The organism is Plectonema radiosum NIES-515 (assembly GCF_025753815.1).
Taxonomy (GTDB): Bacteria; Cyanobacteriota; Cyanobacteriia; order Cyanobacteriales; family Nostocaceae; genus Hassallia; species Hassallia radiosum_A.
In genome coordinates, this window is record NZ_JAOWRF010000199.1 from 1 (window position 1) to 14,117 (window position 14,117).

Genomic DNA, 14,117 nt, shown 5'->3' on the forward strand with positions numbered 1-14,117 from the left:
GACCGTGATAACCTATACCCCAAGCGAGGGCGAGGAGGAGGGGGGGAGGGGGGGATAGGGGGATGGGGAGATGGGGGGCTTTGGGGTCCCTTACTTGTGGAGTTGGGGGGAATGGGGAGATGGGGGTTTTTCGCTGTGCGGAATTGACAATTAATACCCACAGGGGAGCAAGGGCAATCCAAGCTAAGAACCATACATTAAATGGGGCTACGGTAAGCCCCATCAAAATACCGCTAATTAAAGCAGTTAGGAGTTTTGAGTTATGAGTTTTGAATTGGAAATTTTTTAAACTCATAACTCAAAACTCCTAATTCCTAACTTTAGTACAGACGTTCCGGCGGAACGTCTCTACAACACTTTAGTACAGTTCCGGCGGAACGTCTCTACAACACTTTAGTACAGACGTTCCGGCGGAACGTCTCTACAACACTTTAGTAGAGACGTTCTGGCTGAACGTCTCTACAACTGCTAATTATTCCACTTCTGCGACATCAACAGTATCGGATGTCATCTCATCGGTATCCGGGGGAACGATCGCAACTCCCGTAATTGCGTCATCTTCGTCTAAGCGCTGCACTCGCACTCCAGTGGCAGATCGCGATTGGATAGAAATGGCATTTGTCGCTTGTCGGATAATAATACCGCGATTAGTGACCATCATGATTTCATCATCGCTGTTGACAATCTGCAAAGTCGCTAACTTGTCTTTGGTTTTCCGGTTTTTGAATTTGGTTGCCATTAAACCTTGACCGGCACGATTCTGCAAGCGGAATTGAGTAACTGGGACGCGTTTGCCATATCCTCCCATTGTAATTACCAACACCCAAGGACCAATATTGGCGTTAGGGGGAATTTCTTGTGACTCTTCTTCAACGATGATTTCTTCTGTTTCGACATCCTCGCTCAGGTCAACTTCTGTATCTGTAACCGTATCTAAGGTGTCAAGAATTGCGGCTGGTAAAATTGCCATACCCACCAATTCATCACCTTTTTTCAACTTCATGGCTTTGACTCCACGAGTTGCCCTACCTAGAGGACGCAGTTGCTCTTGGGTACACCGAAAGTGAATTGCCATACCCAGACGGGAACCAATGATGATGCTGTCTTCTACTCTAGCGCGTCCTACCCAGCGGAGTTGGTCGCCTTCTTCGAGAGATATGGCGATTAAGCCGTTGGCACGAATGTGGCTAAATGCTTCTAATGCGGTTTTCTTGATGTTGCCGCCTTTGGTGAGCATTACCAGATATTCATCGCTGCTAAACTCGGAAACGGGGACGATAGAGGTGATTTTTTCCTCTTTAGGAATCGGCAGCATCTGTACAATTGGTGTACCGCGACTTGTACGGGAACTCACGGGAATTTGATATGCTTTGACGCAGTAAACAACTCCGCGATCGCTAAAAAATAAAACACTGTCGTGATCGCAACAACTCAAGAAATGCTCAACGGTGTCATCATCTTTTACTTTGGCGGCAGCTTTACCTCTGGTAGCACGATTTTGGGCTTCAAAGGTATTCACTGGCATTCGTTTGATGTAACCTTGTTTAGTAATCAAAATAATCGCTTTTTCATTAGCGATCAAATCAAGGTCATCTAATTCGCCTTCACCTAATGAAATTACCGTGCGGCGCGGTGTGGCATGAGTTGCTTTTATTTGGCTAACTTCGGTTTCAATGATTTCTAAAATCCGTTCCCGCCGTGCCAATATATCTTGTAAATTGGTAATTTGCTCTTGTAAATCGTCGTGTTCTAGGCGAATTTTATCTGCTTCTAGTGCTGTTAAACGTCGCAGTTGCATCTGCAAAATTGCGTCCGCTTGCACTTCTGAAAGTCCGTAAGTTGTGATTAATTCACCTTTGGCTGTGGGGGCATCCGGTGCATGACGAATTAAGTTAATAATTGCATCTAAATGTGATAATGCAATTAATAAACCTTGTAAAAGATGATCGCGTTCTTCGGCTTTTCGCAGTTCGTATTGTGTGCGTCTGGTAATCGCTTGGATGCGAAAATCTAAAAAGACGCTTAAGAACTGCTTTAAGGTAAGAACTTGGGGTTCGGAATTTACCAACGCCAACATATTTGCGCCAAAGTTGGCTTGCAAAGGCGTTTGCTTGTAGAGGTTGTTTAAGACGACGCGGGGATAAGCATCGCGCTTGAGTTCGATGACGATTCGCATTCCATCGCGATCGCTTTCATCCCGAATATCTGCAATTCCCTCTAAGCGCTTTTCGTTCACCATTTCGGCGATTCTTTCAATTAGCGCCGCTTTGTTGGTTTGGTAGGGCAATTCGGTGATGATAATCGCTTCTCTATCCGGGCGTCCGCGCTGTTCTACGGTTTCAATTGTCGCTACGCCCCGCATGGTAATCGAACCGCGTCCGGTGGTGTAAGCTTCTTTTATCGCTGCCGTTCCCAGAATAGTCGCTCCCGTAGGAAAGTCGGGACCGTGGATATACTGCATCAACTGGATATCAGTGATTTCCGGGTTGTGAATCAGCGCGACAAAACCATCAATCAATTCACCCAAGTTGTGGGGAGGGATGTTAGTTGCCATACCCACGGCAATCCCAGAAGAACCGTTGAGGAGTAATTGGGGGATACGTGCGGGTAAAACTGTCGGTTCTTGCTGGGAACCGTCGAAGTTATCAGCAAAGTCTACGGTTTCCGATTCGATGTCTTGTAGTAGGGCAGCGCTGGTTAAGGCTTGCAAGCGACATTCAGTGTATCGCATTGCCGCTGGCGGGTCGTTGTCTACTGAACCGAAATTACCATGACCGTTGACGAGAGGCGATCGCATGGAAAAATCTTGCGCCATCCGCACCAAAGCATCATACACCGCAGTGTCGCCGTGCGGGTGATATTTACCCAACACTTCCCCGACTACACGGGCGCATTTTTTAAAAGGACGGTCTGCGGTTAACCCCAACTCATGCATGGCATAAAGAATGCGGCGATGCACAGGTTTCAGACCATCCCTGGCATCTGGCAACGCCCGACCTACAATTACGCTCATCGCGTATTCTAGATAAGATCGGGACATTTCGTTCCGCAGATCGGTTGGGATTATCCTATCCTGGGAATAAGTCATATAACCTTAAAAAACTCCAAATTTGGCAAACTTTAGCTTTTTTAATTCATTAAACGCCGAATTATTCCAAATTACTCTTGAATAATGGCAATTATTTGCTACAATTCTAGCACATTTTGCCTTGGTTTGCCGGGGCTGGAGACTAGGGATTAGGGACTAGGGACTACCGACTGGGAAAGAAATACAATTCCTTATAATTCCTAATTTTCAATCCTTAACCCCTAGTAGTCTGTCAACATAAAAATGATGGTTGTAGAGACGTAGCACTGCTACGTCTCTGAGCGGGTTGTGGATTTGTACCAAGGTAGACGAGGTTTAGTTTGTGTGCTTTATGCGCTCAAGAAGTGGTAATTTAAGCCCCAAGATAGTGTATGTCCGATGGCAGTAGAGATTAAGCTGAGGCGTATGAATATCAGGCAACAATCATGACTCAGGAAAAACATATTAATCAAGCTGAAAAGATGAATCCAGAGGAGGATGCGCCAAAATTAAGTCCAGAGGTACTGGACAAAATCAAACATCCACCCAATATTGAAGATGTGTTGCGCGAACTACCCCCGGAAGAACTTCGAGGTATGCCCGGTGTAGTACCGGAAATGCTTGATGAACCAAACGATGAAATGATTGGTTTGGGTTAACAATAGACATCTGGTAGAAATTAATTATGCGTTGCCCGATCCCAACAGACGTAGCACAGAATAGTCTCTACGTATGACTTTGGAGATGTCTAATAGATAAACGTCGTGAAAACATTGTAGAGACGCGAAATTTCGCGTCTCTACATTTAAAGACGCGAAATTTCGCGTCTCTACATTTAAAGGACAATACCGTTGGTGTTAAGCCTCAAATCCTCGTAGAGACGTTGCATGTGCTACGTCTCTAGATACCATTTTTGTCCACCAATTCCTTAACACCAACCGTATTGGTTTAAAGGATACAATTGAAACCGCTGTATTCTGCTGCCCACTTTGCTGACGCTATGTTCCCAGTTATCTATAGTAGCGAGTTTTTGGAACACAAAACTGGATATCTTCATCCAGAGAAGCCAGAAAGATTAACAGCGATCGCTTCTGCTATCAAAGCAGCTGCATTTGCAGAACAAATTGAATGGCGATCGCCTACACCAACATCCCAAGCACTTGAGTTGATGTCTGTTTTGCAACAAGTACACACTCCGCGCTACATTCAGAAAGTCCAACAAATCGCTGAAGAAGGGGGTGGTTATTTGGATGGAGATACGCCAATTTCCCCGCGCAGTTATGATGTAGCATTATTAGCAGCGAGTGCATGGTTAGATGGAGTTAATGCTGTGTTAGCAAATCAAAATCCCGCTTTTGTGCTAGCGCGTCCACCGGGACATCACGCCGAAAGTGATGCAGGGATGGGGTTTTGCTTATTTTCTAATGCAGCGATCGCCGCTTTTTACGCTCTCCAAAAACCGGAAATTCAACGTGTCGCTATTCTCGATTGGGATGTGCATCATGGTAACGGTACACAAGCGATCGTTGAAACTAACGAGCAGATTGCTTACTGTTCTTTACATCAATACCCCTGTTATCCGGGTACTGGGAGAGCCACAGAACGCGGCTTTCATGATAATGTCTTAAACTTACCCCTGCCACCTGGTAGCGATGTGGCAGTATATCAGCCATTATTTGAAAACAAAATAATTCCTTTTTTATCCAACTTTCAGCCAGATTTACTAATTGTCAGTGCTGGTTATGATGGTAATGCTGACGATCCTTTAGCAATGATTAATTTACAACCAAAAGATTATGGTTTATTCACCGATTATTGTTTAGGATTAACTCGAAAAATTCTTTTTGGCTTAGAAGGTGGCTACGATTTTGAAACACTATCGAAATCAGTAGTTTTGACAATAGAACGCTGTTTATTACCGTAGTAAGCGTTTCAACGCTTGTTTAGGCATTAGGTAGTAAGCGTTTCAACGCTTGTTTAGGGCACTTCAGTGCCCACTACGAAACTTTCGCGTCAGCGATCTACAAAGCTAGATTCACTAACAGGAACATTGCCAACTTTTGACTCGCCCAAATAATTATAAACCGCTCTTGACACTTGACGAATAAAGCTTACGGCTCCATCGTCGTAATTAGGTCTGCGTACCAAAATACCCGCTAAATAGCTTTTACCGTTTGGCATTTGAATTATGCCTGCATCGCCCAATACAAATCTGAGTGTACCAGTTTTGTGAGAAATTATAGCATTCTTGTCTATACCAGCTGGAAGTAACGATCTATTGTGAGTCCGACGCATGATTGCTAAAACTTGATTGCGACTTTGTGGTGATAGCAAACGATTGTTAGAAAGTAACGCTGATAATCTTACCAAATCTTTGGGGCTAGTTGTATTTGTCCCACCGACATCAGGAAGATTATTCCGAATTACTGTATTTTGCAAGCCCCAATTACGAAAGCGTTGATTTAATTTAGTTTCTCCACCCAAACGGTCGATAATCATATTAGTTGCGGTATTGTCGCTAATAACTATCATATTAGTGAGAGTTTCCAGAACGCTGAATTTTGTGCCTACAGGTTTGTATTGCATCGTTCCAGATTCACCTGCAATTAAACCACGACGCATCACCAGGTTTTCATTCAGCTTAATTCTACCTGCATCTATTTCTTCAAACAAAGCTACCAAAACCGGAAATTTGATAGTACTAGCGGCTGAAAATATCTTTTCACCATTAATATCTACATAGTTACCTGTTTGTAAATCTAAGAAAAACATTCCCGGATTTAAAGAACGATAACGATTCATTAATGCTTTAATTTGGGAATTTAAAACTGGTATTTCTTGACCTAAGTTCACAACTCCCGCAAATAATGAAGCATCATTTGGTGCGATCGCAATATCTTGACGGTTTTCACCAGATGAAAACGAAACATCATTTGGCTGACGATTAATTGATGAAAAATTCACCACCCAATGCGATCGCGAATCACCTTTAATTGAAAGACCTTGAGGAGAGATATTGTAACCAGGTGCTAATTCAATTACCAGTCGAGTGCTTTGTTCATCAGGTTGTCCAATGCGAATTTCTTTAACAGCTTTGCCAAAGCTTTGTCGCATAGTTGTAGTGTCAATACTAGTTCCGGGTAAGTCTATTACTAACCGTTTAGGGTTATCAAGTAAAAAAGCTTTAGGCTGTATACCAGAATCGGTGGTGATATGCAACTGATTTTGAGCTTGGTCAAAATACCAAGATTCTAATTTAGCTGCATTTGCTTGCTCAGACATCAACACTAAACTAGCCAAGCTTGCCAAAAATAAGCGACATTTCATGTGTGTGTTTAAAATGTATTTACATTTACTTAAACTTTATTTACCAGAATTTTGCTTCGCATCAGGATAATAAAGGATTAAAAAATTAAATACCCTTTTAAGAATTAAAATAAATCAAGAGAAAAATCTCTGCAATTGCCATTGACAAAAACATTATTAGGTATTAACCTTCATAAGTTTGCTAAAGTATTAAATTCAGGTAAGTTTTTTTCAAATGGCGGAATATTTCTGGATAAATTTGGCTCCAATTCCAGAAATTATCCTCAAAGTTGGCTCATTTTTGTTACCTATTAATTACTACGTCAATCTTGTCTGATTTGGATTATAAATTTCAATGATAAAGGACAAAAACAATGTAGTTTGGGGTAGAAAACCGCTAATGAGAGACTCAAGAGTATTGCTAATTAATTATGTGTTATCTGAAACCGTTGGTAGAGACCTGAGGAACATCGCTTCTCTACAAGGATTTCGGGCTTAACTGAAGGGTATTGTAATATAGTTAAGCCACGCTTTCTTTGACAACAGTGTCCTATGCCTAATTTTTTATTAGAAGTCGGTACAGAAGAACTACCCGCAAGCTTTCTCAGTAGCGCTGTTCAGCAGTGGAAACAGCGCATTCCCCAAAGTCTCTTAGCACACGACCTAACTAGCGATGCGGTGGAAGTTTACGGTACTCCCCGACGTTTGGCTGTGTTAATTACAGGTTTACCAGCGCAGCAACCACATAAAGAAGAAGAAATTAAAGGTCCCCCCGCACAAGCTGCGTTTAAAGATGGGAAACCGACACCGGCAGCGTCAGGATTTGCGAAAAAGCAAGGTGTAGATGTTGCTGATTTTGAAATTCGTCCCACCGAGAAAGGTGAATTTATCTTTGTTCGCAAAAATACTCCTGGTCGTCCAGTAGCGGAAATTTTGACGGAATTTGTCAAAGAGTGGATTTTCAGCTTAGAAGGCAAGCGCTTCATGCGCTGGGGTGATGGTGATGTCAAATTTTCGCGTCCAATTCGTTGGTTGGTGGCTTTGTTGGATGATGCAGTGCTGCCCATTGAGTTGGAGAGTGGTTCCCAGGTGATAAAGAGCGATCGCCTAACTCACTCTCATCGTGTCTTACATCCACAAACAGTCACTATTTCCCAAGCTAATGATTATCTTACCACGTTACGTTCTGCTTTTGTTGTTGTTGATGCGGATGAACGCGCAAATACAATTAAACAGCAAGTTATCTCATCTGTGCAAAATCTCAACGGATACGTAGAAATCTACCCCGATTTATTAGAAGAAGTTACAAATCTGGTAGAATTTCCCTCAGTTGTTGTCGGTAAATTTGAAGCAGATTTTTTAGAACTTCCCACGGAAGTGATTACCACCGTTATGGTGAGTCATCAACGTTATTTTCCTGTGTTCAAATCGAAAAATAGCAAAGAATTACTTCCTTATTTCGTCACCATTTCCAACGGCGATCCAGCGAAAGCAGATATCATTGCTGTGGGAAATGAAAGAGTTATTCGCGCTCGTTTAGCTGATGGAAAATTCTTCTACGACAGCGATTTAAAGAAGCCTTTAGAAAGCTTTTTACCACAGTTAGAAAAAGTCACTTTTCAAGAAGATTTAGGTTCGGTACGTGCCAAAGTTGAGCGAATATGTCAAAACGCCGAAATTTTGACCGCACAACTGCAATTAAGTCAAGAAGAAAATCTCAATATTCAAAGAGCAGCTTTGCTTTGTAAAGCCGATTTGGTCAGCCAAATGGTATATGAATTCCCAGAATTGCAGGGAATTATGGGAGAAAAATATGCTGCGAAAAGCGGAGAACCGCCAGAAGTAGCAACCGCAATTTTTGAACATTATTTACCACGAAACGCAGGTGATAATTTACCCCAAACCCTCACAGGTCAAATTGTCGGTTTGGCAGACAAACTGGACACTTTGGTAAGTATTTTTGGCTTGGGAATGATACCTACAAGTTCATCTGACCCCTTTGCTTTGCGAAGAGCCGCAAATGCAATAATTAATATTACTTGGTTTGGAAATTTGACGATTAATTTGCAGCAATTAATTGAGGAAATAGCAAGTAATTTTGCCACAACTTATAATCAAAATAGTGGAAAGTTAAGTACGGCATTAAAAGACTTTTTTCTACAACGCATTCGTACACTGTTGCAAGAAGAAAAATCGATTGATTATGACCTAGTGAATGCAGTATTGGGAGAAAACGATCCAGAATATGCAGAACGCGCTTTAAAAGATTTATTGGATGTACGCGATCGCGCGTTATTCTTGCAAGAAATTCGCAACGACGGCACACTAGATAAAATCTACGAAACCGTCAACCGTTCAACTCGGTTAGCAGCACAAGGTGATTTGGACTTCATCCAACTTAATCCCACGGTTGCAGTCAATCCAGAACTATTTCAAAAATCCTCAGAACAAGCTTTATATGATGGTTTAATCGAGTTAGTGCCAGAAACAGAATCCGCAAAGCGATCGCGCAATTATCGACAATTAGTATCAGCACTCTTAAAAATTTCTCCCGCCGTCGGCAACTTTTTTGATGGTGTCCAAAGCGTCTTAGTAATGGATTCAAATCCAGAAATCAAGTGCAACCGATTACATTTACTGGGATTAATTCGCAACCATGCCCGTGTTTTAGCTGATTTTGGTGCCGTCGTCAAAAAAATGTAGCAAAACGGAACAAAAAATTGTGTAAATTGTGCCAAGAAACGTTACGATAGTGAAACTTAACCAGGGATAAATGCCACAGTCTATGTCCAAAGCTCATGTAATTGGATTCGGAAAGTCCGGTGTTGCTGCGGCGAGATTGTTGAAAAAGGAAGGTTGGGAGGTAGTGCTAAGTGATTCTGCTAATGCGGATAGGCTTGAAAAACGCAACACCTCCGAAAACTTCCTGCACCAGCAACAAGAACTTGCCGCCCTATCAATAACTGTTAAATTGGGATATTCTCTGGATTTCAATGATGCTGATTTACCTCAGTTAATTGTCGTCAGTCCGGGTGTACCTTGGGATATTCCCTGTTTAGTAAAAGCGCGAGAATTAGGGATTTCAACTATTGGCGAAATGGAACTCGCTTGGCGCCATTTACAATCTATACCTTGGGTGGGAATTACTGGTACCAACGGTAAAACTACCACCACAGCCTTAACAGCCGCAATTTTTCAAGCCGCCGGATTGAACGCCCCCGCTTGCGGTAACATCGGCTTGGCAGCTTGCGAAGTTGCACTTTCTCAGGATGGGGGAGTGGGGGAGTGGGGGAGAGGGGGGGGACAAGGGGGACAAGGGGGACAAGGAGGACAAGGGGAAATTTCTCCTTTATCTTCCCCCACTCCTGCCATCCCCCACTCTCCCCATCCTCCCATCCCCCACTCCCCAATCGACTGGGTAATTGCCGAATTTAGCAGTTATCAAATAGAATCTTCTAACTCTGTTGCTCCCCGCATCGGTGTTTGGACGACTTTTACACCAGATCATCTTGCTCGTCATAAAAGTTTAGAAAAATACCACGAAATCAAAGCACAGTTGTTGCGTCAGTCTCAGCTACAAGTTTTTAATGGGGATGACGCATATTTAAGTAAGTTGGATGCAAGTCAATGGAGTAATGCTTATTGGACAAGTGTTAAAGGTAAAGAGCATCTGATTGGTGAGAAAGGCTTTTATATAGAAGATGGATGGGTTGTAGAGACGCAAAATTTCGGGGTTGTAGAGACGTTTCATGAAACGTCTCTACAAGAAGATGAACGCATAGTTGAAGTGTCAGCTTTGCGGATGGTAGGCGAACACAACCAGCAAAATCTGCTAATGTCGGTAGCAGCAGCGCGGTTAGCGGGAATTGATAAAAATGCTATATATACTGGAATTCGTGAATTCCCTGGCGTTCCCCATCGCCTTGAGCATATCTGCACTTGGAAAAATGTCGATTTTATCAATGATAGCAAAGCGACTAACTACGACGCTGCGGAAGTTGGTTTAGCATCGGTGCAATGTCCGGTGATTTTGATTGCTGGTGGGGAAGCGAAAGCTGGGGATGATACAGCATGGCTAGCAAAAATTAAGGCGAAAGCCGCTGTGGTATTACTTATAGGTAGTGCAGCGGAAAGTTTTGCCAAACGTTTAGAAGAGGTGGGGTATGATAGTTATGAAATTGTGGAAACAATGGAGAATGCGGTTAAGCGATCGCCATCCTTAGCAATCACATATCAAGCGTCTGTAGTGCTGCTATCTCCAGCTTGTGCAAGTTTTGACCAGTATCCTAATTTTGAAGCTCGTGGTGATGATTTTCGCATGTTGTGTTTTAATCATGTCTGGACTTACGCAGAATCATGAAAAAACGAACCGCCAAGTACGCCAAGGACACCAAGTAATAAGAGTTTGAGAGAGTTTTTGCGTAAGTCCTACATGTGTGAAAATTAACTGTGCGTTACCCGAAACCTTTGTAGAGACGTAGCACAGAATCGTCTCTACATCTTTTCCACATCGGTTGTCTATTTTTTCAACGCACTCGTAGCGCTAGCGGCTTGTAATATTTAGAGTAAGTCTTGAGGTGGGTTTTATGGATAGCGATCGCTTAAACAACACAAGTAATTTGAATCCTAAGTTTGAAGGCTTTTTTATTGAGATGGTAATGCCAGGACAAAAGAAAAGAGTCCAGGAAGTTGTGACTCAAGCTTTTGGTTTAGATGGTCAGGTGAAGTCTGTTGGTGACAATCAGACTGAGTTTCAGGTCAGCCTCAAGAAGAAAGTTTTATCGGTGAAGGATGCTTGGGATAAATCTTATCATCTGCGATCGCAACCTGGTGTGGTGGATGCACAGCCCCTATTTGCGGTTCCTCTAGCTGATAATTCCCAATCAGAACCCATAGGTGACACTCAGGGTCAAATAGAAGAACAAAGCAGTGATGTAGAATGGGGTCTTAAACAAGTCCGAGTTTTTGAAGCATGGTCGCGCTTTTTCCCTGACCCGAAGCGACCACCAGGACATGATATTATTATCGGGCTGCCGGATACAGGTTATTCAGAACATCCAGAAATTATTCCGAATTTGCTTTTGGCAAAAGGCTACGATTTTCTGAAGAAAGACTTTGACCCAAAAGATGAATTACAAAGGTCTTCAGGTGAAGTTATAAATAATCCCGGTCACGGTACATCAACAGCAAGTATAGCCATCAGTCCCAGAGGAGCGCAAGGCGATTATCTCAGTGGGAAAGCTGTTACGGGAGTTGCACCCGGTGCAAAATTAGTCCCATTGCGAGTTTCGTATTCAGTGGTATTATTGAGCGTACAAAATCTCGCTGAGGCGATCGAGTATGCGGCAGATAATAATATCCATGTTTTGTCAATAAGCCTGGGCAGTGGTTTCTTTAACCAGCGTCTGCGGAGTGCGATAATTTATGCTCAAAAACGAGGGGTAATTATAGTAGCAGCATCTGGCACTTATGTTCCCTACGTAGTTTGGCCTGCTGCCTATGATGAGGTGATTGCTGTAACTGGTAGCAATGTACTGCGTCAGATTTGGTCGGGTGCATCCCAAGGACGTCAAGTTGATGTTACCGCACCTGCTGAGAAGGTTTGGTATGCGAAAGTTGATAAGATAGATAATGAATTTAGATATAATATACTTCAAGGCTCCGGGACTTCGTTTTCGGCACCACTAGTTGCGGGTATAGCAGCTTTATGGCTGTCGTATCATGGACGAGAGCAATTAATTAAACGCTACGGTGCCGAAAAGATTCCTTTTATCTTTAATCAGATTCTGCGCGATAGTTGCGAAAAGTTCCCGACATGGAAGCCGGATAAATTTGGTGCAGGAATTGTCAATGCAGAGAAAGTTCTGGCTGCACCATTACCTGATAATGTTAGTCGGACTAATTTTGCACCAGCGATCGCTTTACAACAACATCCAGCTATAGACAACGGAAGGCTAGAAACTTTCGCTCATCTGTTTGAAAAGCAACTATCCGAGAGTCAACCAAAAGCTAATTTGATCGGAGTAGCTGGAGATAAGAATAAACTGCAAGCAAGTCTGGCGGAACTGTTACAAACAACAGAAACTCATTTACCACAACGATTGAAAGAGGTAGGGCAAGAGCTAGCTTTTCATTTTACCACAAATCCAAAGCTTTATCAGCAATTAGCAAAGGCTTTATCTACTGAAAGGTCTGATCCGAATCAGTTGAAAACGAAGTCTTTAACTGAGTCATCAAAGTCAAACAATTTGGATTCGGTGCGTGAAATATTGTTACAGAATGTATCTGAAGTTTTGAAGACAAAGCTAGAACGAATCCCCGTTTAGTTCTTTGCGGCAGCATTTGCCCTAAGTACCCACCCACACCGAATGAGTGCCAAGTCGCCAAAAGTCTTAATGAAGAGGAAAGGGGGCTGCTCTTGCACTGGTTTTCCCCATTCCCGAATCTGCGATTTTTAAGTTTCATATTTAAATTCAGCAACGCCAAAAGTTTAGTTGCGGTTCACCTGAATATCCAGATTTTTAAGTAGCGATTTTACTCAAGAATCCCTGGAAAAGCTTGTTTGTGCTAATGGTGGTAATTCTAAGGGTATTGTACAAGAGCCTTGGGTTACAAGCCGTTTGAAAGACTAGTTCTGACTTTTTCCTCATTTGCTACTCAAGTCAACGTCTTTAAAAGCTAACCCGGCTTATAAAATAGGGCGATCGCGCTACTCAGATAGTACTCAATTTCAGAAAAGTACTAGAGTGAAGTAGAAATTACCAGAGCCTGTCCCTTGGTTTACCCACCGGATAAGCCTCTGTCTTGTGGTGCAGTTTTGTGGTAAGTAGAAGCGAGCGTTGAGGCGATCGCCATACAATTTAATTACCTTTCCCCAAATTGATGCTCATTGCAATACAAGCCAAGAAGCATTTTAACGTAACCTAGTATTTAGTATGAGCAACGACCAACTCAAGCAATAAGAGCCTGAGCAGAGTTTTAAAAAGGCAGGTTACGATTCATGGCTTATTCATGGTTTAAAGCGTTTCACATTATCGGGATTGTAGTTTGGTTTGCTGGGTTATTTTATCTAGTACGTCTTTTTATCTATCACGTCGAAGCCAACCAAGAACCAGAACCAGCACGCACGATACTGAAAAATCAGTATCAGATAATGGAAAAACGGCTTTACAACATTATTACCACTCCAGGAATGTTGTTAACAGTTGCAATGGCGATCGGTTTATTAACTACTGAACCAGAAATTCTAAAACAAACTTGGTTGCATGTCAAACTAGGATTTGTTGTTCTTTTACTCGGCTATCATCATTATTGCAAAAGGCTAATGAAGCAGTTAGCAGTTGATGAATGTCGCTGGAGTAGTCAACAGTTACGCGCTTTAAATGAAGCACCCAGCTTGATGTTGGTCGTGATTGTATTGTTAGCCGTATTTAAAGATAATCTACCTACAGATATTACTGTTTGGGTAATTGTCGCAATGATTATTGCTATGGTAGCTACTATTCAACTTTACGCCAAAAAGCGCAGAGAAGATAAAGAAAAGGAATTGGCGCAAATTTCACAACTTCCACAACAGCAGAGTTAGTGGATAGTGGGCACGCTCGCATTGGGCATTAGCGCTCTTCTATGACTCTGGGCAGAGAATATTTTCATGAAGCCCTGACGACTGGAAGTCGCGGCTATACAAACGCTCGTCCGCGATTAGGCGGACTAATCTGAGGATAGGGTTTTAAATTTAATCTGG

8 protein-coding genes and 1 pseudogene are annotated in these 14,117 nt (G+C 42.6%); 6 read left to right on the top strand and 3 right to left on the bottom strand.

Annotation, left to right across the window (positions count from 1 at the left end):
* Window positions 1-295, bottom strand: a pseudogene (locus OGM63_RS13625) (hypothetical protein); the annotation flags it as partial.
* A 177-nt stretch (window positions 296-472) separates the two neighbouring features.
* Entirely contained in the window at window positions 473-3,088 is a 2,616-nt protein-coding gene (gene gyrA, locus OGM63_RS13630) for a DNA topoisomerase (ATP-hydrolyzing) subunit A (protein ID WP_263746124.1), read from the bottom strand.
* A gap of 425 nt (window positions 3,089-3,513) precedes the next feature.
* Here gyrA and OGM63_RS13635 point away from each other — a divergent pair, with 425 nt between their 5' ends.
* Both OGM63_RS13635 and OGM63_RS13640 read left to right on the top strand, forming a co-directional pair.
* Entirely contained in the window at window positions 3,514-3,726 is a 213-nt protein-coding gene (locus tag OGM63_RS13635; RefSeq protein WP_263746125.1) for a hypothetical protein, read from the top strand.
* Between the two features lie 341 nt (window positions 3,727-4,067).
* Window positions 4,068-4,991, top strand: coding sequence for a histone deacetylase family protein (locus tag OGM63_RS13640; protein ID WP_263746130.1), 924 nt, complete (start codon window positions 4,068-4,070; stop codon window positions 4,989-4,991).
* A gap of 89 nt (window positions 4,992-5,080) precedes the next feature.
* On the opposite strand, the gene OGM63_RS13645 is transcribed toward OGM63_RS13640, so the two are convergent.
* Window positions 5,081-6,394 carry a serine hydrolase gene (locus OGM63_RS13645; RefSeq protein WP_263746126.1) on the bottom strand — a complete coding sequence of 438 codons (1,314 nt, stop codon included), beginning with the start codon at window positions 6,392-6,394 and terminating at the stop codon, window positions 5,081-5,083.
* Between the two features lie 531 nt (window positions 6,395-6,925).
* On the opposite strand from OGM63_RS13645, the gene glyS reads away from it, so the two are divergent.
* The 4 genes from glyS (at window position 6,926) to hemJ (ending at window position 13,958) form a co-directional block, all read left to right on the top strand.
* The gene (gene glyS / locus OGM63_RS13650; protein WP_263746127.1) at window positions 6,926-9,076 is read left to right on the top strand and encodes a glycine--tRNA ligase subunit beta; all 2,151 of its coding nucleotides are present in this window, start codon (window positions 6,926-6,928) and stop codon (window positions 9,074-9,076) included.
* A gap of 82 nt (window positions 9,077-9,158) precedes the next feature.
* A complete protein-coding gene (gene murD, locus OGM63_RS13655; protein WP_263746131.1) occupies window positions 9,159-10,733 on the top strand; it encodes a UDP-N-acetylmuramoyl-L-alanine--D-glutamate ligase in 1,575 nt (524 codons plus the stop codon).
* A gap of 226 nt (window positions 10,734-10,959) precedes the next feature.
* Window positions 10,960-12,699: a S8 family peptidase gene (locus OGM63_RS13660; RefSeq protein ID WP_263746128.1), complete on the top strand. Its 1,740-nt coding sequence runs from the start codon at window positions 10,960-10,962 to the stop codon at window positions 12,697-12,699.
* Window positions 12,700-13,373: 674 nt separating this feature from the next.
* Entirely contained in the window at window positions 13,374-13,958 is a 585-nt protein-coding gene (gene hemJ, locus OGM63_RS13665) for a protoporphyrinogen oxidase HemJ (protein ID WP_263746129.1), read from the top strand.
* The last annotated feature ends 159 nt before the right edge of the window (window positions 13,959-14,117 follow it).

Coding starts and splice junctions, on each gene's coding strand:
- glyS (WP_263746127.1), top strand. CDS start 6,926: ATGCCTAATTTTTTATTAGAAGTCGGTACAGAAGAACTACCCGCAAGC.
- gyrA (WP_263746124.1), bottom strand. CDS start 3,088: ATGACTTATTCCCAGGATAGGATAATCCCAACCGATCTGCGGAACGAA.
- hemJ (WP_263746129.1), top strand. CDS start 13,374: ATGGCTTATTCATGGTTTAAAGCGTTTCACATTATCGGGATTGTAGTT.
- murD (WP_263746131.1), top strand. CDS start 9,159: ATGTCCAAAGCTCATGTAATTGGATTCGGAAAGTCCGGTGTTGCTGCG.
- OGM63_RS13635 (WP_263746125.1), top strand. CDS start 3,514: ATGACTCAGGAAAAACATATTAATCAAGCTGAAAAGATGAATCCAGAG.
- OGM63_RS13660 (WP_263746128.1), top strand. CDS start 10,960: ATGGATAGCGATCGCTTAAACAACACAAGTAATTTGAATCCTAAGTTT.
- OGM63_RS13645 (WP_263746126.1), bottom strand. CDS start 6,394: ATGAAATGTCGCTTATTTTTGGCAAGCTTGGCTAGTTTAGTGTTGATG.
- OGM63_RS13640 (WP_263746130.1), top strand. CDS start 4,068: ATGTTCCCAGTTATCTATAGTAGCGAGTTTTTGGAACACAAAACTGGA.